Source organism: Stenotrophomonas sp. BIGb0135 (assembly GCF_024810105.1).
Lineage (GTDB): Bacteria > Pseudomonadota > Gammaproteobacteria > Xanthomonadales > Xanthomonadaceae > Stenotrophomonas > Stenotrophomonas maltophilia_AB.
In genome coordinates, this window is the sequence record NZ_JANUDX010000009.1 from 133173 (window position 1) to 152908 (window position 19736).

Below are 19736 nucleotides of genomic sequence, written 5' to 3' on the forward strand. Positions count from 1 at the left end.
TTGCTGCAACCGGGCATGAGCGGGTGCTGGCGGGGCCGGTCAGGCGGCAGCCGTAGGCGGCCTGCCCGCGCAGAAATCCCGGCCTGGCCTGGCACCACACGGCGGCGTAGGGTGCCCGCCGCCCGGGAGCGCATGCTCTGCGCTACCCTTTGACCCCCTCATTTGGCCCACGCCATGTCCGTCGAGAAGAACCAACGCGACCTCGAAGCCGGTATCCACACCGATCTGGAGGGGCGCCTGACCTACGGCGGCTACCTGCGGCTGGACCAGCTGCTCAGCGCCCAGCAGCCGCTGTCCAACCCGCCGCACCACGATGAGATGCTCTTCATCATCCAGCACCAGACCTCCGAGCTGTGGTTGAAGCTGCTGGCCCACGAACTGCGCGCGGCGATCGGCTTCCTGCAGCGCGATGAGGTCTGGCAGTGCCGCAAGGTGCTGGCGCGCAGCAAGCAGGTGCTGCGCCAGTTGACCGAGCAGTGGTCGGTGCTGGAAACCCTGACTCCCTCGGAGTACATGGGCTTCCGCGACGTGCTGGGCCCGTCCTCGGGCTTCCAGTCGCTGCAGTACCGCTACATCGAGTTCCTGCTGGGCAACAAGAACGCGCAGATGCTGCAGGTGTTCTCGCACGACCCGGCCGGCCAGGCGCAGCTGCAGGAGGTGCTGGACGCGCCGAGCCTGTACGAGGAATTCCTGCGCTACCTGGCGCGCTTCGGCCACCCGGTCCCGGCCGCGTACACCGGCCGCGACTGGCGCCAGCCGCACGTGGCCGACGATGCCCTGCACCCGGTCTTCGAGCGGATCTACCAGAACACCGACCGCTTCTGGCGCGAGTACGCCCTGTGCGAGGACCTGGTGGACCTGGAGACCGCCTTCCAATTGTGGCGCTTCCGCCACATGCGCACGGTGATGCGGGTGATCGGCTTCAAGCGCGGTACCGGCGGCTCCAGCGGGGTGGGGTTCCTGCGCCAGGCGCTGGAGCTGACCTTCTTCCCGGAGCTGTTCCAGGTGCGCACCACGATCCGCAACGACGACCCGATGCCGCCGGACGCCTGATCCGGCCGGTGCACGAATAAGCCTATTCATATTTGTCGAGCGCATCCGCCGTACGGTGCGAGAGGCCCCGCCGTTGCTGCGCTGGCGGGGCCGGCCGGTGGTTGCAGATGCAAGTTCAGCGACCGTGCCGGCAGTTGCAGGAATCGGCGTGTATTTGACGTGAACGCCGTTGGTCTGGGATTCTCCCGCGCTGTTTCGCACATCGGACGTGCATGTCTTCCACCGAACCCAGGAATCCCGCATGAGCGTAGACGCCGCCGCGAAATCCGTCCCCGATCCGGCGCTGCCGGAGTTCAAGACCACGATGGGCCACCCGCGCCCGCTGTGGATGCTGTTCATGACCGAATTCTGGGAGCGCTTCGCGTTCTACGGCATCCGCTGGGCGCTGGTGCTGTACATCGTGTCGCAGTTCTTCGAAGGCGACGCGGCCGGCCAGGCCGCCGCCAGCCGGACCTACGGTGCCTACCTGGCGCTGGTCTATGCCGCGGCCATCTTCGGTGGCTACGTCGCCGACCGGGTGCTGGGGTACCAGCGCTCGATCCTTACCGGGGCGGTGATCATGGCCGCCGGCCTGTTCATGGTGGCCATGCCGAACAAGGAAGTGTTCGAGCTGGGCCTGGCCACGATCATCATCGGCAACGGCCTGTTCAAGCCCAACATCTCCACCATGGTCGGCAAGCTCTACGGCCTGAAGGATGAGCGCCGAGACTCGGGCTTCACCATCTTCTACATGGGCATCAACATCGGCGCGATGATCGCCCCGGTGCTCACCCAGTACCTGGCCGAGCAGGTCTTCGGTACCCAGGCGATGCCGTCCTACAAGATGGTCTTCATCGCCTCCGGCATCGGCATGCTGATCAGCCTGGTGTGGTTCTACATCGGTCGTGCCGGCCTGAAGGGCATCGGCGCACCGCCGGTCGGTGCCGAAGGCTTCGGCCGCATCGTCATGGTGTTCGTCGGTGCCCTCGTCGCCATCCCGGTCGCCTACTTCCTGCTGTCCACCGGCGCCACCGCGCTGGCCTGGATCCTGGGCGTGATGTTCATCGCCCTCGGCGTGTTGCTGCTGGTCGAAGGCATCCGGGAGGGCAAGGTCCAGCGCGACCGCGTGATCGCCATGCTGATCATCTTCGTCTTCAACGTGATGTTCTGGATGTTCTTCGAGCAGGCCGGCAGCTCGTTCACCTTCCTGGCCGATGAGATCGTCAACCGCAATCTCGGCGGCTGGACCTTCCCGACCGCCTGGTTCCAGTCGGTCAACTCGGTGGCCATCATCACCCTGGCCCCGATCATCGCCTGGATCTGGATCAAGCTGGGCCGCGCCAACCCGTCGATCCCGCGCAAGTTCGGCCTGGGCCTGCTGTTCAACGGCGCGGCGTTCGCACTGCTGATGCTGGCGCTGTCGAGCATGGTGGTGGATGGCAAGATCCCGTTCTGGACGCTGTTCATGGTCTACGTCATCCAGTCGGTGGGTGAGCTGTGCCTGTCGCCGATCGGCCTGTCGATGGTGACCAAGCTGGCACCGGTGCGCCTGGTCGGCTTCGGCATGGGCGGCTGGTTCCTGTCCACCGGCATCGGCAACAACCTGTCGGGCATCTTCGCCGGCGTGGTCAGCGGCGAAGGCGGCATGACCGTCGAATCGGCGCTGAAGGGCTACACCTTCGGCTTCTGGGCGTTGATCATCTCCGGCGTGCTGCTGTTCCTGCTCGCCCCGCAGATCAACAAGCTGATGCACGGCGTCAAGTGAGATCCGCGATGCGCATGCAAGCCTGGGGCTATTCGATGATCGTGGCCGGCCTGCTGGCCGCCTGCTCGCCATCGTCGGCGCCCACCGCTGCGCCTGCGCAGCCGGTGGACACCACGCCGCAGAAGGCAGCGGTCGCCGATCCCGGCGAACCGGTCGCCTCGGGCAACACCCCGGCCGCGGCCGATGTCGCGGCCATCGCCGCGCTCAACGCGCAGTTCGACCCGGGCCGTGATCCGGTCGCCGACCTGGCCACGGCCAAGGTCGAGGCCCAGCGCAGTGGCAAGCGGATCGTGCTGGACGTGGGCGGCGAGTGGTGCTCGTGGTGCCACCTGATGGATGCCTTCATCGAAGGCGATGCGGAGATCCGCAGCTTCCGCGACGCCCACTTCGTGTGGATGAAGGTCAACTACAGCGAAGACAACGAGAATGCGGCGTTCCTGTCGCAGTTCCCGGCGATCAAGGGCTACCCGCACCTGTTCGTGCTCGACGCCGACGGCACGTTGCTGCATTCGCAGTTCACCGGCGAGCTGGAGGCCGACAAGGGCCAGCCCAAGGGCTACAACCGCACGCGGTTCTTCGCCTTCATGAAGGACTGGGCGCCCAAGGCGCCGTAAGCAGAAAAGCCGCGGATTCCGCGGCTTTTTTTTGTCGCGTGCTGCAGGGAGTCGAGCTACTTCAGCACGCAGATGCCGAAGGTTTCGGTGTCGGGATGGGCGACCGCCTCGTGCGCGAGGTCGCACACCAACGCCAACGGCCGGCCCTTCACTTCGCCCCGCCGGTCGTAGTTGTGCTTGGCCATGAACCAACCCGTGTGCTCCTTGCCCTGGTAACGCAGCGTGAGGCGTTGGACGATGACCGGCTCATGCGGCAGCAGTCCGGCGGTCCACGACGTTCCGGTCACTTCCGCGAAGTGGAAGCGGCCCTGCGCATCGGTGGTCACGGTCGTGGTGCGCTTCTGTTCGCCCCAGTGCCAGTGGTAGTCCTGCTCCACTTCGACGCCCTGCACCGGCTGCCCGTGCAGCAGCACGGTGCCGTGCACTTCGGAGAACAGATACAGCGTCTTTGAAAAGGCCATTGCCCATCCTGGTGTGAGGAGTCCCGCCAGCAGCAGCGTGAGGCAGGTCAAGCGGATCCGTTGTGCGTTCATGGCCGTGGCTCGCCTGCTCAACGCAGCGTGCAGATGCCGAAGGTTCTCAGCTCCGGACGGGCCACTGCGTCGTCGGCCAGGTCGCAGACCAGCTGCAGCGGCCGGCCGGCCACTTCGCCCAGCCGGTCGTAGTTGTCCTTGCCGTGGCTCCAGCCGCTGTATTCCTTGCCCAAGTAGCGCAGGGTGATGGTCTGCATGATCACCGGCTGGTGGGGCAGCAGATTGGCGGTCCACGAGGTTCCGGTCACTTCCGCGAAGTGGAAGCGGCCCTGCGCATCGGTGGTCACGGTCGTGGTGCGCTTCTGTTCGCCCCAGTGCCAGTGGTAGTCCTGCGCCACTTCGACGCCCGGCACCGGCTGCCCGTTCAACAGCACCGTGCCATGCACTTCGGAAAACAGATACAGCGTCTTTGAAAAAAATGCCATCGCCCCTCCTGGCGTGAGAATGCCTGCAAGCAGCAGGGTGCAACCGGCCCATCGCCTCGTTCCGGCATGCATTGGCGTGCCCTGCCTCGTCCCTGATCAAGCGGCCATGGTCGCATCATTGGCCGCGCTGCCGGAACCCGCCCTCAACTTCCGCGCCTGCCTGCCGCTATCCCCAAGGACCTCATGCCGCGCAGTTCGTGGCGCACAACCGACGGATCGATACGCATGCAGCCGGGCACCAGCGACAGCACTTCCGATACCACCCTCGAGGCACCGGCTGGCGTGAGCCTGCCGCCGGTGGACGTCCTGCTCGACGACCACGGCGCTGGCGAGACCGCCGCCGCCGACACGCCCGCCCCCGGCGCGATCCGCTACCGCCTGCCGTTGGTGGCCGTGCCGGACAACGTGCTGCTCAAGGCCGCGGTGCAGAAACTGGTCGAGCAGAAAACCCAGCTGGACATGCTGGCGCGCACCCCGGCGCTGGCCGGCGTGCTGCCGGCCGAGTGGCAGGGCAGCGGGGTGCGGGCAGTGGACCTGCAGGGCTTCGTGCTGTCGGTGCTGCCGTTCCTGCACAACGCGGCCAAGGCCGAGACCTCCCCGGCGCGGCTGCCGCTCAAGCACGTGCTGGGCGATACCGGGCGCTGGGACAGTGGCGACGTGGACGAGCCCAAGTCGCTGGCGTTCTTCCTGGCCAGCGACGATCGCGCCAGCGCGGGTGCCAAGGACCCGGCCGAGGCCTACCTGGTGGCCGCGCTGGGCCTGGCCTGGGCGCACGAAGGGCGCACCCGCCCCGGCTTCCTGCGCCAGATGGGCTACGACAGCATGGCCGCGCGCGTGCACCTGCTGCCCTATCCGGAGCCGGGCCAACTGGCGCTGTATGGCGTGGTCGCCAACGGGGTGAGCCAGCTGTGGTGCGTGCTCGACCGGCGCAAGCTGCGCCCGCTGCTGGCGCCGTGGATCAGCGTGCCCTTGCTGACCGCCTACGGGGTCGCGGCGCCGGGGACATGGCCGACCTCATTCCCACCGGTGGAGGAGGTGGCGCAGATGCTGGCCACCGCGCGCACCGGCAAGGGGCCGGTGGAAGTGGACCTGACCAAGGTCGCCGCCAAGGTCCAGCAGGACGCCTCGGCCGAAACCTGGATGCCGGTGAGCCTGCTCCAGGTCGGCACCTGGGCGCCGCGCTGGGGCTACTTCATGGCCACCTTCATCGGCCTGCCGACGGCGCTGCTGGTGCTGGCCGCGCTGGCCCTGCCCAACGCCATCGAAGCGGCGGTGGTGGCCGCCTCGCTGGCGTTCGCCGGTGGCGCCATCGGCGCGCTGGCCGCGCCCTGGGTACATGCCCGGCGCAAGCACCTGAGCTGACCCGCAACGCCCCTGCGGGGGCGTCGCCGGGCTCAGCCCTGGTCCATTTTCTGCAGGCCTTCCCCGGCCAGGCGCAGGATCAGCGTTTCCAGCATCTGCTCCTCCTCCTCGCTCAGCACGGACATCAGCTTGCGGGTGATCTCGATCACCAGCGGGGCGATGGTCTCGTACACCTCGAAGCCGGCCGCCGACAGCGCCAGCACCGAGCGGCGGCGGTCATCGCCGTGGGTTTCACGCTTGATGAAGCCCCGCTCGAGCAGTCTGGCCACGGCGCGGCTGACGGCCACCTTGTCCATCGCGGTGCGGTCGGATACCTCGCTGGCCGAGGAGCCGGGGTACAGGGCCAGGATGGTGATGACCCGCCATTCCGGGATCGCCAGACCGTAGCGGTCCCCGTACAGCTTGGCGATATTGCCGCTGACCCGGTTGGACAGCACGCTCAGCCGGTACGGCAGGAACTGCTCCAGGTCGAGCAGGGCGTGCGAGGCGCGGATGCTGTGGCTGCTGGGATCGGGTGGGCTCATGCTGCGGTGCACCTTGATGGTGGTTTCATGTGAAACTATAAACCTTAGTTCCGGACACCGCATTCTCGCGGGTCTGCCTTCCGCCCGCACCTGGTTTTTTCCGCTGCGGACCTGCTTTGGAGCCACATCATGACCAGCCAACTGAGCACCGCGTCCTACGCACCCGATCCGGGCATGCAGGTCACCACCTTCGAAAACCCGATGGGCATCGACGGTTTCGAGTTCGTCGAGTTCGCCGCACCGGCCGGCCGCGGCCCCGAACTGCACGACTACTTCCGCAAGATGGGCTTCACCGCGGTGCTGCGCCACAAGCGCCGCGCGATCACCGTCTACCGCCAGGGCGACGTCAACTTCCTGGTCAACGAAGAGCCGGACTCGTTCGCTGCCGATTTCGCCGACAAACACGGTCCCTGCGCCTGCGGCTTCGCCATCCGCTTCAAGAAGCCGGGTGACGAGGTGTACCAGATGGCGCTGGGCAACGGTGCCGAGCCGATCGACTTCAAGCCCGAATCCAAGGCCGTGCCGGCCCCGGTGATCAAGGGCATCGGCGACTGCATGCTGTACCTGGTGGATCGCTACGGCGCGGCCGGCAGCATGTTCGATGCCGACTACGCGCCGATCGAAGGCGTCAACCAGCGCCCGACCGGGTTCGGCCTGACCTTCATCGACCACCTCACCCACAACCTGTATTTCGGCAACATGCAGCAGTGGTCGGACTACTACGAGCGCCTGTTCAACTTCCGCGAGATCCGCTACTTCGACATCAAGGGCCTCAAGACCGGCCTGGTGTCCAAGGCGATGACCGCCCCGGACGGCATCGTGCGCATCCCGCTCAACGAATCCTCCGATCCGAAGAGCCAGATCAACGAGTACCTCGACGCCTACAAGGGCGAGGGCATCCAGCACATCGCCTGCTTCACCGACAACATCTACGACACCGTGGAAGCGATGCGCGCCCAGGGCGTGGAGTTCCTCGACACGCCGGACACCTACTTCGACGTGATCGACATGCGCGTGCCCGGGCATGGCGAAGACGTGGCGCGCCTGGCGAAGAACAAGATCCTGATCGACGCCGATCCGGAAACCAAGCAGCGCAAGCTGCTGCAGATCTTCACCACCAACTGCATCGGCCCGATCTTCTTCGAGATCATCCAGCGCAAGGGCAATGAAGGGTTCGGCGAAGGCAACTTCACCGCGCTGTTCGAAAGCATCGAGCGCGACCAGATCAAGCGCGGCGTGCTGTAACGTCACCCGGCATCGGTCCGGCGCGGCGTCCGCCGCCGGACCACCTCGTAGCGCCGGGCACTGCCCGGCTGCTTCAATGCCCCCCATTGCACACCTCCCAGGCTCCGCCAGGACACGCATAGATGAGCACCTCCATCACCGCCCGCGGCTACCAGACCGGCTTTGGCAACGAGTTCGCCACCGAGGCCGTCCCCGGCGCGCTGCCGGTAGGACGCAATTCGCCGCAGCGGGTTGCGCATGGCCTGTACGCCGAACAGCTGTCGGGCACCGCGTTCACCGCACCGCGCGGCAGCAACCGGCGCAGCTGGCTGTACCGCATCCGCCCGGCAGTGGCGCACGGCGAATTCAGCGCGTACGCCCAGCCGCACCTGCACGGCGATTTCGCCGCCGCGGCGGTGTCGCCCAACCAGCTGCGCTGGGACCCGCTGCCGCTGCCCGGCACCCCCACCGATTTCATCGATGGTCTGTACACCATGGGCGGCAACGGCGCGCCCGATGCGCACCATGGCGTCGGCATCCACCTGTACGCGGCCAACGCCGACATGCAGGGCCGTTACTTCTACAACGCCGACGGCGAGCTGCTGATCGTGCCGCAGCTGGGCCGCCTGCGCCTGCTCACCGAGCTGGGCGTGATCGAGATCGAGCCGCAGCAGGTGGCGGTGATCCCGCGTGGCGTGCGCTTCCGGGTCGAACTGCCCGACGGTGAGGCACGTGGCTACGTCTGCGAAAACTTCGGCGCGCTGCTGAAGCTGCCGGACCTGGGGCCGATCGGCTCCAACGGCCTGGCCAATCCGCGCGATTTCGAAACACCGCAGGCCGCCTTCGAGAACATCGAGGGTAGTTTCGAGCTGATCGCCAAGTTTGGCGGGCAGCTGTGGCGTGCCGACATCGATCATTCGCCGCTGGACGTGGTCGCCTGGCATGGCAACTACGCGCCTTACCGCTACGACCTGCGTCGCTTCAACACCATCGGCTCGATCAGCCACGACCATCCGGACCCGTCGATCTTCCTGGTGCTGCATTCGCCCAGCGATACCGCCGGCACCAGCAACATGGACTTCGCGATCTTCCCGCCGCGCTGGCTGGTGGCGCAGGACACGTTCCGCCCGCCGTGGTTCCACCGCAACATCGCCAGCGAGTTCATGGGCCTCATCCACGGTGCCTACGATGCCAAGGCCGAGGGGTTCGTCCCCGGCGGCGCCTCGCTGCACAACTGCATGAGTGGCCACGGCCCGGATGCGGCGACCTTCGACAAGGCGTCGGCGGCCGACCTGAGCAAGCCGGACGTGATCAAGGACACCATGGCCTTCATGTTTGAAACGCGTGGCGTGATCCGCCCCACCGCGCAGGCGATGGACGCCGCGCACCGGCAGCGTGGTTACCAGCAGTGCTGGAAGGGGCTGAAGGCGAACTTCGTCCCGTGACGTCGGCGTTGCCGAAGGCCGCGTTGGCGATGTTGTACGCGGCGGGGGCATCGCTGCCGCTGCCGCCTCGTGCGCGTTTCGTGGACGAGCAGATCGACGACCTGGCGCTGCAGGGCGTGACCCTTGCAGCGCCGATCTTCGAGGGGTGCCGGGTGCAGCGGGGAACGTTCGCGCACTGCGATTTCTCCGGTGTCCGCTTTTTCCACCGCAACCAGCTGGCCGGCTGCCGCTTCACCCGCGCGGACTTCCGCAACAGCGGGCTCAATGACACCGTGTTTCGCGAGTGCGTCTTCGACCGGTGCGACTTCCGCCAGAGCCGGTTCAATGAGTGCGTGCTCGACCGCTGCACGTTCATCAACTGCCGGATCGTGGACACCGACATGCCCGCGCAGGCCACCACCGGGTGTCGCTTCGAAGGCACGTTGAAGGACGTGAGATTCGTTGCCGCCGGTGCACCGGCCCAGCTGGACGCCGATTTCAGCCGCTGCATCCTGGACGACGTGTCCTTCGAAAACTGCCGGCTGGACCACGTCGTCCCGCCGCGTGATCCCCGCCATTCCTACCTGCCGGACGTCGCGGTGCGCGCGCGGCGCGCATTGGATGCGTTGCCGGCCGCGCCGGACGACACGACCACCAAGGTCCTCATGCGCCGTCTTCGCCGTTATGCGCAGATGCAGGGCACCATTCTCAACCTGGACAACCTGCGTTGCGTGGAAGACCCCGCCGTGGCCGCGGCGTTGATTGCCGCGCTCGCGGTGGCGTGATCCAGGGTTCCGGCGACGGGACGCGAACCCTGCTCAGGCCGTGGCGATCGCGGCATGGGCCAACTGCGCGGCGTGCGCGTCCGGCATGGCCTCCACCACGCGCTGCCGCACCCGCTCGGCATACCCGGGCGAGGTCAGGCCGGGCAGCGCCATCAGGGCGGTGTGCAGCGAGGCGATGACGTCTTCGTCGCTGCGCGCGCGCTGCAAGGCGTGGAACAGCGCGGCGGCCTGCGGGTGGCGCTGCAGTTCGAGGATGCCCAACAGGTAGATGCGCGCGGCCACCAGCGAGCGACGGCGTTCGGCAGGGGCGGGCGCGGCCACGGGTGCCGCGCCGGGCGGCGCCGGCAGCGTGGCCGGTTCCAGCGGTGCGCTGGACACCAGGTACCCGGCCTGGATCAGCTGGATCACCATGGCGGAGGCTTCCGGCCCGATCATGCCGGTGAGCTGGGCCAGGTCGCGCTGGCCGTCGCACAGGATCAGCAGGCGGCGCTGGCGCATGTCGAGCGGCGCGCGGTGGGCCTGCAGGGCGGTGCGGGCGAGGTCGGTCTTGCGCGGTTGCATGGGCGTGGGGTCGATGCGGTGCAGGCCGAGCCTGAACCCGGCAGGTGAAACCGCGATGACAATCACGTTCCTGCATGCAGCCGCTGCACGGCGATCGCGCTAGGCTGCCGGGCACTGACTGGAGGACACGCATATGAAGCAGCTGGGAAGCGTTTTGGCACTGGCTATCGTGCTCGCATTGGGTGGCTGCGCGCGCAGCCCGGAAACCCCGTCCAAGGACGCCGATGCGGCTGCGCCGGCACCGACCCCGACCCCGACCGCGCCTGCTGCCGGCGCTGCGCCAGACCAGGGGGCGGCTGCCGGCTCCGATGCCGCCGCCGCCGCGACCGGTCCGGCCCGGCTCGATGGCTACGGCCCGGTCGCCCTGGGCAGCACCCTGGAGCAGGTGCAGGCCGCCTGGAAGGAACCGCTGCAGGGCGAGGTTCCGGACGACTACTGCCACGCGCTGCGGCCGCAGGGCGCGCAGGCCGATGATGTGGTCTTCATGATCGAAGGCAAGCGACTGGTCCGCTACGACGTGCGCAACGACCGCATCGTCGCACCCGGCGGCGGCAAGGTCGGCATGTCGCTGGGCCAGTTGCAGACGCTGTACCCCGATCGCGGCGACGTCACCGCGCACAAGTACGACGAGAAGGGGCACAACCTACGGGTGCGCCCGGCCACCGAGGGGGGCGCGCTGATCAACTTCGAGATCGGCGGCGACGGCAATGTCACCGCCTGGCGGGTCGGCCAGACCCCCCAGGTCGACTACGTCGAAGGCTGCTCGTAAGCCAGCGGCGGCGCGTGCCCGGAGCGGGCCGCTCCGCTGCACCCTGCGTCGGCGGTGTCCTCACCCCCCTGCGCGCGCGGTGGCTCTAGAATCGGGCCATTGCTGCCTGGGGATGTGTCGATGATTGCTGCTACCTCGTGGTTCCTGCTGGGATTGCTGCTGCTCGCGCTGGGCGGCGACTCGATCGTCAAGGCGGCCTCGGGCCTGGCCCAGCGCTTCGGCGCCTCGCCATTCGTGGCCGGGCTGCTGCTGGTGGCCTTCGGCACCTCGCTGCCCGAGCTGGTGGTCAACGCCCGCGCGTTCGTGGTCGGGGCCGAAGAACTGGCGCTCGGCAACGCGGTCGGTAGCAACATCGTCAACGTCGGGCTCACCCTGGGCCTGGCCGCGCTGGCGGCCCCGTTGCTGGTCCGCGCCCGGTTGCTGTCACCGCTGCTGGTGCTGCTGGCCGTGGCCAGCCTGGCCCTGATCGTGTTCGGCCTGGATGGCGTGGTGACGCGCTGGGAGGGCGGGCTGCTGCTGCTTGGTTTCGTGGCCGTGCTGGTGTTCCTGCTGCGGCAGGCGCGGCGCGAATCCGAGCCGGTGCGCGAGGCCATCGCCGGCTATGCGATGACCCGCACCGGGCTGTTCCTCAACGTCCTGCGGCTGGTGTTCGCCGCGCTGTGCCTGCATTACGGCGCGCGCTGGATCGTGCAGGCCGCGCCGGTGTTCGGCGCCGGCCTGGGCTGGTCGCCGCTGCTGGTCGGCCTGCTGCCGGTGGCCATCGGCACCGCGCTGCCGGAAGTGGCCGCGGCGATCGCGGCGGCACGGCGTGGGCAGGGCGACATGGTGCTCGGCCACGTGATCGGCTCGAGCCTGTTCAACCTGCTGGTGGTGGTCGGCGGCATGGCCGCGCTGCGACCGCTGGCGGTGCCGGCCTCGTTCGTGCGCCTGGAACTGCCGGCGGCGATCGCGTTCGTGCTGGTGCTGTACCCGATGCTGCGGGGTGACCTCACCATCAGCCGTCGCGAGGGCGGGGTGCTTGTGGTGGCGTTCCTGGCCTGGATCGGGTTGGAGCTGGCGCTGGTCCGGGGCGGCTGAACGAAGCCGCGCGTAGCGCCGACCGTTGGTCGGCTGCTCCAGGTGCGATGTGAGTGCAGCCGACCAACGGTCGGCTCTACGCGCGGGATTGGCGGCAGCCGACCAACGGTCGGCTCTACGTGTGGGATTGGCGGCAGCCGACCAACGATCGGCTCTACGTGCGGGATTGGCGGCAGCCGAGCAACGGTCGGCTCCACGTGCGGGATTGGCGGCAGCCGAGCAACGGTCGGCTTTGTGCCCGATGCTGCGGGGTGACCTCACCATCAGCCGTCGCGAGGGCGGGGTGCTGGTGGTGGCGTTCCTGGCCTGGATCGGGTTGGAGCTGGCGCTGGTCCGGGGCGGCTGAGCGAAGCCGCGCGTAGAGCCGACCGTTGGTCGGCTGCTCCAGGTGTGATGTGGGTGCAGCCGACCAACGGTCGGCTCTACGGGTGGGATTGGCAATAGCCGACCAACGGTCGGCTCTACGCGTTGGGATTGGCAATAGCCGACCAACGGTCGGCTCTACGCGTTGGGATTGGCAATAGCCGACCAACGGTCGGCTCTACGGGTGGGATTGGCAATAGCCGAGCAACGGTCGGCTCTACGCGTGGGATTGGCAATAGCCGACCAACGGTCGGCTCTACGTGGTTCCTGGCCGGTATCCGATCCCGGGCCGGGCTCCACCCGGCTCCCTCATTACGGCGCCTGGTCGACGTCCGGTTGCGGGGGCGGCAACTGCTCTTCCTTGGCGGTCTCATGGCCCGGCAGGCTGGGGCGCTTTTCCATCATCAGCGACAGCGCTGCCTTGGCCATCATGTGCGCGCTGATCGGCGCGGTGATGAACAGGAACACGGTGATCAACAGCTCGCGCGGCTGCGGGTCCTGGCCCAGGAAGATGTGGTAGCAGACCGAGCCGACCAGCACACAGCCCACGCCGAGCGTGCTGGCCTTGGTCGGTGCGTGCAGGCGCTTGAAGAAGGTGGACAGCTTCACCAGGCCGAGCGCGCCGACCAGGATGAAGAAGCAGCCGAACAGCAGCAGGATCGACAGCACGATCTGGATGACGGTGATCATTCGACGATGTCCCGGCGCAGCACGAACTTGCTCAGCACCACGGTGCTGCCGAAGCCGAGCATGGCGATGATCAGCGCCGCTTCGAAATACACCGCCGAGTTGAGGTACATGCCGAACAGCATCAGCTCGGCAATGGCGGTGACCGACAGGGTGTCCAGCGCCAGGATGCGGTCGGGCACGGTCGGGCCGCGCAGCAGGCGCCAGGTGGCCAGCAGCATGGCCAGCCCGACCACGTGCATGCACACCACCATGGTGGTCTGGATGAAGGTGTAACCGGTCATGGGAAGATCTCCATCAGCGGGGCTTCGTAACGGCGTTTGATCTGCGCGATCAGCTCGTCCGGGTCGTCCAGGTGCAGCACGTGCACCAGCAGGTAGCGGCGGTCGTCGGACAGGGCCGCCGATACCGTGCCCGGGGTCAGCGTGATCATGCTGGTGAGCGCGGCGATGCCGTGGATGTTGGCGATGTCCAGCGGCAGCCAGATGAAGCCGGGGTGGATGCGACGCTCCGGCCCGAGCACCTGGATGGCCACGCGGATGTTGGATGCCAGGATGTCCCACAGCGTCACGAACAGCAGCTTGGGCACCGGGCGCAGGGAGCCGATGCGGGCGAACTCGCGGTCCAGGCGCGCGGCGAACAGCGGCACCACCAGGCCCAGCAGCATGCCCAGCACGAACTGGCCGACGGTGAAGCTGTCGGACATCAGCAGCCAGAACGCCACCACCATCACGCTCAACGAGGGCGACGGGATCAGGCGCTTGTACAGCGAAGGCGTACGCGTCATGGCTGGCGGATCTCCGGCGGGGTGGCGCGCAGCTCGCCGACATAATCGCCGGGATGCAGCAACTGGTTGGCCATCGCATCGGTGTGCTGCATCAGCGGGCCGGCGAACAGGCTCATGGCGATGCCGTAGCAGAGCAGCAGCGCGGCGGCGAACAGTTCGACGGTGCGGGTCGGTGCCTTGCGTGGCGGCGGTACGCCTTCTTCCTGCACCGGCACGCGCCAGAACAGGCGGATGCCGCCGCGGGTGAGGCCCACGATCACCATCAGGCTGCTGCCCAGCACCACCGTCCAGACTACGGCGGTGTACTGCGCCGGCATCCCGGCCAGCAGCGCGGCCTTGGCCAGGAACCCGGACAGCGGGGGCAGGCCGGCCACGGCCACCGCCCCGATCAGGAACAGCACGGCGGGCGTCTGCTTGCCAGGCATCGGCGCGATGATTTCCTTCCTGTCGCTGGCCCCGCCGCGGCGGCGGCGGATCAGGTCGGCGATCAGGAACAGCGCGGCGGCCACGAAGGTGCTGTGGGGCAGGTAATACAGCCCCGCCGACAGCACCTGCGGGGTACGCACGGCGAAGGCGATGAACAGCGTCGCCGCCGACACCACCACCAGGTAGGAAATCATCACCCGCAGGCGCGCGGCGGCCAGCACGCCCAGCCCGCCCAGCACCAGGGTGGCCACGCCGGCCCACAGCAGCCAGTCGCTGCCGTAGCCGGCCATCGGGCCGGCGCCCTCGCCGAACCACAGCGTGCTCACCCGCAGCACCGCATACAGGCCGACCTTGGTCATGATCGCGAACAACGCGGCCACCGCGGCCGGCGCGCGCGCATAGGCCTCGGGCAGCCACAGGTACAACGGCATCAGCGCCGCCTTGCTGCAGAACACCAGCAGCAACAGGCCCATGGTCGCCTTGACCAGCACCAGGTGCGAGGCCGGCACCTCGGCGATGCGCTGGGACAGCTCGGCCATGTTGAGCGACCCCAGCGAGGCATACAGCAGGCCGAGGGCGATCAGGAACAGGGTCGAGGCGGTGACGTTGAACACCACGTAATGCAGGCCGATGCGCATGCGCAGGCCGCGCCCGCCACTGAGCAGCAGGCCGTAGGAGGCGATCAGCATCACCTCGAAGAACACGAACAGGTTGAAGATGTCGCCGGTCAGGAAGGCACCGTTGAGGCCGACCAGCTGGAACTGGAACAGCGCATGGAAGTGCGGCGCGCGCCGGTCCCAGCCCGAGCACGCATGCAGCAGGCACGGGATGGCCAGCAGCAGGGTGGTGACCAGCATCCATGCCGACAGCCGGTCGGCCACCAGCGCGATGCCCAGCCGTGCCGGCCAGTCGCCCAGCAGGTACACCGCGATGCTGCCATCGGCAGTCTGGGCGAACAGCAGGGCCACCGCCGCCGCCAGCGCGGTCAGCGTGGTCCAGGCCACGCTGCGCTGCACCCTGGGGCCATAGCGGCGATGCTCGACGAACAGCGAACAGGCCGCGCCGAACAACGGAATCAGGATCGGCAGGATCACCGCATGGTTCATGCGCCACCCTCCCGGCCCGGCGCGGTATCGGCGGGGGCGTCGTCGGCCTCTTCTTCGTGCGCGTCGACGTGGTCGCTATGGTTGTCGCTGCGGCTGCGCATGGCCAGCACGATGCTCACCGCGGTCATCGCAAAGGCGATCACGATCGCCGTCAGCACCAGCGCCTGCGGCAGCGGGTCGGTGTAGTTGCCCAGGTCGCTGTCGATGCCCTCGCGCAGCACCGGCGCCTTGCCGGTTACCAGGCGCCCACCGGCGAAGATCAGCAGGTTGGTGGCATAGGACAGGAAGGTCATGCCAAGGATGACGTCGAAGGTGCGCGCACGCAGCAGCAGGTAGATGCCGATCGCGCTCAATATGCCGATCGCGCTTGCCAGGGCCAGTTCCATCAGTGCATCTCCCCGGTTTCTGCCGAACGACGGTTGGGATCGATCTCGCCCTTGCGGGCGTTGCGGGTGCGCGAGGGCTTGATCGTGCCCATCATCGACAGGATCAGCATCGCCCCGCCGAACACCACCAGGTACACGCCGGTGTCGAAGCCGATCGCGCTGGCCAGCGGGACCTCGCCGATCAGCGGGATATGCAGGTCCAGGTGGCCGCTGGTCAGGAACGGCACCCCGAACAGCATCGACGCGCTGCCGCTGACGATCGCGATCAGCAGGCCGGCACCGATGCAGCGGATGTAGTCGAAGCCGAACCGCGACTCCACCGAGGTGGTGCCCTGGATGACGTACTGGATCAGCAGCGGCACGGCCAGCACCAGGCCGGCGATGAAGCCGCCACCGGGCGCGTTGTGGCCGCGCAGGAACAGGAAGATCGACACGGTGAGGGTGAGCGGGAACATGATCTGGGCCAGATCGGCCGGCACCGGCAGCTTGATCGGCGGGCCCGGCATGATCTGCTCCGGCGCCATCCGCGAACGCCGCAGCATCGCGTGCACCACCAGCGCGGCGATGCCGAACACGGTGATCTCGCCGAAGGTATCGAAGCCGCGGAAGTCGACCAGGATCACGTTGACCACGTTCTGGCCATAGGCCTCGGGCAACGCACGGGCGACCAGCTCGCCGGCCATCGTATTGGGCGGCAGCGTCATCGCCGTATACGCCAGGGCGGCCAGGCCGCCGCCGCCGATCACCGCGATCAGCGCGTCGCGGCGCTTGCGCCAGCGCGAATGCTCCGGCGGCGACTGGGTGGGCAGGTAGTTCATGCCCAGCAGCATCAACACCAGCGTGACCATCTCCACCAGCAGCTGGGTCAGGGCCAGGTCCGGGGCGGACAGGAAGACGAAGGTAAGCGACACCATCAGCCCCACGCCTCCCATCACCAGCACCGCCAGCAGGCGCTGCCGGTACACGAACAGGGCACTGACCGCGCAGGCCATCATCACCAGCCACAGGGTCCAGCCCAGCAGTGGCAGCGGTTGCGGCGACGGCCAGTTCGGCGACCCCGGGTTGGCCACGAACGGGGCCAGCGCGACGATGATCGCCACCACCACCAAGGCCATCAGCATGCGCTGCAGGCTGCCGTTGGCCAGCGCCTGGGTCAGCCGGTGGGCGAAGCCGAACACCAGGTCCAGCTGCCTGTGGAAGATGTTGCGGCCGATCGCACGGGTCACCACCGCATGCAGGTCGATCAGGCGGCGCAGCCCGAAGTACAGCGCGACGCCGCCCACGACGCCGGCGAGGCTCATCATCAGCGGCATGTTGAAGCCATGCCACACCGACAGGCTGTAGGCCGGCATCGCCGTGCCCAGGATCGAGGATGCGGCGGCGTGCAGCACCGGGGCAATGGTGATCGCCGGCGCCACCCCGACCGCCACGCACACCACCACCAGCACTTCCACCGGCACCGTCATCCAGCGCGGCGGCTCATGCGGTACCCGGTCCAGGTCGTGCGGCCCCTTGCCGAAGAAGGTGTCGTGCACGAAGCGCAGGCTATAGGCCACGCCGAACACGCCGGCCAGCAGCGCGGCGATGGACATGGCCAGGCGCATGGTTTCCGGGCCGCCGGCGTCCAGCGCCTCGGCGAACAGCATCTCCTTGGACAGGAAGCCGTTGAGCAGCGGGATGCCGGCCATCGCCAGCGAGGCGATGATCGCCAGCGTGCTGGTGAACGGCATCAACCGGCGCAGCCCGCCCAGCTTGCGCATGTCGCGGGTGCCCGTTTCGTGGTCGATGATGCCCGCTGCCATGAACAGCGAGGCCTTGAAGGTGGCGTGGTTGAGGATGTGGAACACGCCGGCCACCACCGCCATCGGCGTGGACAGCCCGAACAGCATCGTGATCAGGCCCAGGTGGGAGATCGTCGAATACGCCAGCAGGCCCTTGAGGTCGTGCTGGAAGATCGCGTTCCAGGCGCCGATCAGCAGGGTGATCGCGCCGATGCCGCTGACCGTGTAGAAAAACAGGTCGGTACCGGCCAGGGCCGGATGCAGGCGCGCCAGCAGGAACACGCCGGCTTTGACCATCGTGGCCGAGTGCAGGTAGGCCGAGACCGGGGTCGGCGCGGCCATCGCCTGCGGCAACCAGAAGTGGAACGGGAACTGCGCGCTCTTGGTGAAGATGCCGGCCAGCACCAGGAACAGCGCGTAGGGGTAGAGCGCACTGGCCCGGATCGTGTCACCCGCGGCCAGCACCGCGTCCAGTTCGAAACTGCCGACGATGCGGCCGATCAGCAGCACGCCGCCGAGCAGGGCCAGGCCACCGCCACCGGTCACCACCAGCGCCATCCGCGCGCCTTCGCGGGCGTCCTGGCGGTGCGACCAGAAGCCGATCAGCAGGAACGAGCTGATGCTGGTCATTTCCCAGAACACCATCAGCAGCAACAGGTTGCCCGACAGCACCATGCCCAGCATGGCGCCCATGAACAGCAGCAGGTAGCAGTAGAAGCGATGGGCGCTGTCGCGCGGGCTGAGGTAGTAGTGCGCGTACATCACCACCAGCGCGCCGATCGCCAGCACCATGCCGGCGAACATCCAGGCCAGGCCGTCCAGGCGCAGCGAGAAGGCCAGCCCGATCTGCGGCAGCCATTGGCCGAAACTGCTTACGACCCTGCCGGCAAGGACCTCGGGGGTCATCGTGGCCAACAACGCCAGCCCGCCCAACGGGGCGGCCGCGGCCAACCAGGCGGCCGTGGAGCGGGAGGTGCGGCGGAATGACGCCACGGCCACCGCCATCAGGAAGGGCAGGGCAAGTAGCAGGAGCAGGCTGGGATTCATGCAGGGAATACGGGATTCGCGAGCAGGTCGTTCAGTCTAACAGGCAGTCAATTGCTGCCGATACACCCGAATACGCCACCAATTGCATGTAACGTGCGTGATTCATTTTTTCAGCCCTCGTATCGCCCCCATTCGAGACCGCATGGGGGCGTATGGAACCGGTTGCGGGACTTTGCCGGATCTGGCCCCTCGGTGTACCCCGAAGCCAGCAACCACGGGGGCTGAACGCCAGCACGAAGATGAACGCCGGATGCATGCGGAGCCCCGGCCACGGCCATGCTGGACGCTCCGGCGTCGCGTGCCGGTGAGCATCCATCTCGTTCAGGAAAAATGACGCGTGTGCCGCCGGTGGGCGGCACGGCACCCTCAGTAGGGCACGCCCATCCGGCGATACAGCTTGGCCACGACCCAGGCCGGCCCGATCAGCAGGTAGGTCAGGTCGGTGAGGAAACTCGGCTTGCGCCCCTCATGCTTGTGGCCGATGAACTGGGCGATCCAAGCCACCACGAACACGCCGATGGCCAGCCAGAACAACTTCTGCAGGCCGATTTCGGCCTCCAGCAGGCGGCACAGGCAGCCGAACACGAACAACAGCACCAGCATGCCGATGCCCAGTGGGCGTGAGAGCTTGTTGTAGAAACACCATGCGGCAAACATGGCAAACCCCGCCCAGATCCCGTTCTGGAACCAGGTGATCAGCGGCGGCAGGCACCACAGCAGCGCCACCACCGACCACAGGATCGCCGGCACCGCCACCACGTGGATGCGCTGGTTGAGCGCATTGCGGTGATCGTCGGAATAGCTGGCGAAGTAGCGGTCGATCGGGCGCGCAACGGTGGTGGTGGTCATGTTCCCTCCCAGGAATCGGCACAGCATACCGCCCCGGCGGGTAGAGCCGACCGTTGGTCGGCTGCTCCTCGCCCAGACGAGACCCCCCTCGCGCTCCGCCCCGGCGGGTAGAGCCGACCGTTGGTCGGCTGCTCCTCGCTCAGACGATACCCATCGCGCTGCACGCGATAGGCGATTCACGGCCCCGGCAGTCGACCCACGGTCGACTC

20 protein-coding genes and 1 pseudogene are annotated in these 19736 nt (G+C 67.7%); 10 read left to right on the plus strand and 11 right to left on the minus strand.

Features of this window, described 5'->3' with window-relative positions; genetic code table 11:
- The first annotated feature begins 174 nt into the window (after positions 1-174).
- The 3 genes from M2421_RS16770 to M2421_RS16780 all read left to right on the plus strand — a co-directional run bounded on the left by M2421_RS16770 (position 175) and on the right by M2421_RS16780 (position 3411).
- Positions 175-1053: a tryptophan 2,3-dioxygenase family protein gene (locus tag M2421_RS16770; RefSeq protein ID WP_259208864.1), complete on the plus strand. Its 879-nt coding sequence runs from the start codon at positions 175-177 to the stop codon at positions 1051-1053.
- A gap of 241 nt (positions 1054-1294) precedes the next feature.
- Positions 1295-2797: an oligopeptide:H+ symporter gene (locus M2421_RS16775; protein WP_259208865.1), complete on the plus strand. Its 1503-nt coding sequence runs from the start codon at positions 1295-1297 to the stop codon at positions 2795-2797.
- A gap of 8 nt (positions 2798-2805) precedes the next feature.
- Complete coding sequence (locus M2421_RS16780) at positions 2806-3411, plus strand: thioredoxin family protein (protein ID WP_259208868.1); 606 nt, start codon at positions 2806-2808, stop codon at positions 3409-3411.
- A 56-nt stretch (positions 3412-3467) separates the two neighbouring features.
- On the opposite strand, the gene M2421_RS16785 is transcribed toward M2421_RS16780, so the two are convergent.
- On the minus strand, positions 3468-3872 hold the full coding sequence (locus tag M2421_RS16785; protein WP_259208870.1) for a DUF4198 domain-containing protein: 405 nt from the start codon (positions 3870-3872) through the stop codon (positions 3468-3470).
- Between the two features lie 89 nt (positions 3873-3961).
- Positions 3962-4369 carry a DUF4198 domain-containing protein gene (locus M2421_RS16790; RefSeq protein WP_259208871.1) on the minus strand — a complete coding sequence of 136 codons (408 nt, stop codon included), beginning with the start codon at positions 4367-4369 and terminating at the stop codon, positions 3962-3964.
- A gap of 225 nt (positions 4370-4594) precedes the next feature.
- Here M2421_RS16790 and M2421_RS16795 point away from each other — a divergent pair, with 225 nt between their 5' ends.
- Positions 4595-5731: a hypothetical protein gene (locus tag M2421_RS16795; RefSeq protein WP_259208872.1), complete on the plus strand. Its 1137-nt coding sequence runs from the start codon at positions 4595-4597 to the stop codon at positions 5729-5731.
- 32 nt (positions 5732-5763) lie between these two features.
- On the opposite strand, the gene M2421_RS16800 is transcribed toward M2421_RS16795, so the two are convergent.
- Positions 5764-6255, minus strand: a complete 492-nt coding sequence (locus tag M2421_RS16800) for a MarR family winged helix-turn-helix transcriptional regulator (RefSeq protein ID WP_259208875.1) — start codon at positions 6253-6255, stop codon at positions 5764-5766.
- Between the two features lie 129 nt (positions 6256-6384).
- Here M2421_RS16800 and hppD point away from each other — a divergent pair, with 129 nt between their 5' ends.
- From hppD to M2421_RS16815, 3 genes are all read left to right on the plus strand, one after another.
- Positions 6385-7500 (plus strand): 4-hydroxyphenylpyruvate dioxygenase, encoded by a 1116-nt coding sequence (gene hppD / locus M2421_RS16805; RefSeq protein ID WP_259208877.1) that lies wholly within the window; start codon positions 6385-6387, stop codon positions 7498-7500.
- Positions 7501-7622: 122 nt separating this feature from the next.
- Positions 7623-8924, plus strand: a complete 1302-nt coding sequence (hmgA, locus tag M2421_RS16810) for a homogentisate 1,2-dioxygenase (RefSeq protein WP_259208879.1) — start codon at positions 7623-7625, stop codon at positions 8922-8924.
- Positions 8921-9688 (plus strand): pentapeptide repeat-containing protein, encoded by a 768-nt coding sequence (locus M2421_RS16815; RefSeq protein WP_259208882.1) that lies wholly within the window; start codon positions 8921-8923, stop codon positions 9686-9688. The genes hmgA and M2421_RS16815 overlap by 4 nt, the downstream gene beginning before the upstream one ends.
- Positions 9689-9721: 33 nt before the next feature.
- On the opposite strand, the gene M2421_RS16820 is transcribed toward M2421_RS16815, so the two are convergent.
- Complete coding sequence (locus tag M2421_RS16820; RefSeq protein WP_259208885.1) at positions 9722-10249, minus strand: hypothetical protein; 528 nt, start codon at positions 10247-10249, stop codon at positions 9722-9724.
- Positions 10250-10382: 133 nt separating this feature from the next.
- On the opposite strand from M2421_RS16820, the gene M2421_RS16825 reads away from it, so the two are divergent.
- The 3 genes and pseudogenes from M2421_RS16825 to M2421_RS16835 all read left to right on the plus strand — a co-directional run.
- Positions 10383-11018 (plus strand): hypothetical protein, encoded by a 636-nt coding sequence (locus M2421_RS16825; protein WP_259208887.1) that lies wholly within the window; start codon positions 10383-10385, stop codon positions 11016-11018.
- A 120-nt stretch (positions 11019-11138) separates the two neighbouring features.
- Positions 11139-12095, plus strand: coding sequence for a sodium:calcium antiporter (locus M2421_RS16830; RefSeq protein WP_259208889.1), 957 nt, complete (start codon positions 11139-11141; stop codon positions 12093-12095).
- A 232-nt stretch (positions 12096-12327) separates the two neighbouring features.
- A pseudogene (locus M2421_RS16835) lies at positions 12328-12441 on the plus strand (sodium:calcium antiporter); the annotation flags it as partial.
- Between the two features lie 329 nt (positions 12442-12770).
- Here the strand turns inward: M2421_RS16835 and M2421_RS16840 are convergent.
- From M2421_RS16840 to M2421_RS16870, 7 genes are all read right to left on the minus strand, one after another.
- Positions 12771-13148 carry a Na+/H+ antiporter subunit G gene (locus M2421_RS16840; RefSeq protein ID WP_259208891.1) on the minus strand — a complete coding sequence of 126 codons (378 nt, stop codon included), beginning with the start codon at positions 13146-13148 and terminating at the stop codon, positions 12771-12773.
- The gene (locus tag M2421_RS16845; RefSeq protein WP_038685776.1) at positions 13145-13429 is read right to left on the minus strand and encodes a K+/H+ antiporter subunit F; all 285 of its coding nucleotides are present in this window, start codon (positions 13427-13429) and stop codon (positions 13145-13147) included. The genes M2421_RS16840 and M2421_RS16845 overlap by 4 nt, the downstream gene beginning before the upstream one ends.
- Positions 13426-13932, minus strand: coding sequence for a Na+/H+ antiporter subunit E (locus M2421_RS16850; protein ID WP_259208897.1), 507 nt, complete (start codon positions 13930-13932; stop codon positions 13426-13428). Before M2421_RS16850 ends, M2421_RS16845 begins: the two co-directional genes overlap by 4 nt.
- The gene (locus M2421_RS16855; protein ID WP_259208900.1) at positions 13929-15464 is read right to left on the minus strand and encodes a monovalent cation/H+ antiporter subunit D; all 1536 of its coding nucleotides are present in this window, start codon (positions 15462-15464) and stop codon (positions 13929-13931) included. Before M2421_RS16855 ends, M2421_RS16850 begins: the two co-directional genes overlap by 4 nt.
- Positions 15461-15850: a Na+/H+ antiporter subunit C gene (locus M2421_RS16860; protein WP_259208902.1), complete on the minus strand. Its 390-nt coding sequence runs from the start codon at positions 15848-15850 to the stop codon at positions 15461-15463. Before M2421_RS16860 ends, M2421_RS16855 begins: the two co-directional genes overlap by 4 nt.
- A complete protein-coding gene (locus tag M2421_RS16865) occupies positions 15850-18678 on the minus strand; it encodes a monovalent cation/H+ antiporter subunit A (protein ID WP_259208905.1) in 2829 nt (942 codons plus the stop codon). Before M2421_RS16865 ends, M2421_RS16860 begins: the two co-directional genes overlap by 1 nt.
- Positions 18679-19044: 366 nt before the next feature.
- Positions 19045-19527, minus strand: a complete 483-nt coding sequence (locus M2421_RS16870) for an Mpo1-like protein (protein WP_259208907.1) — start codon at positions 19525-19527, stop codon at positions 19045-19047.
- Positions 19528-19736 lie beyond the last annotated feature (209 nt).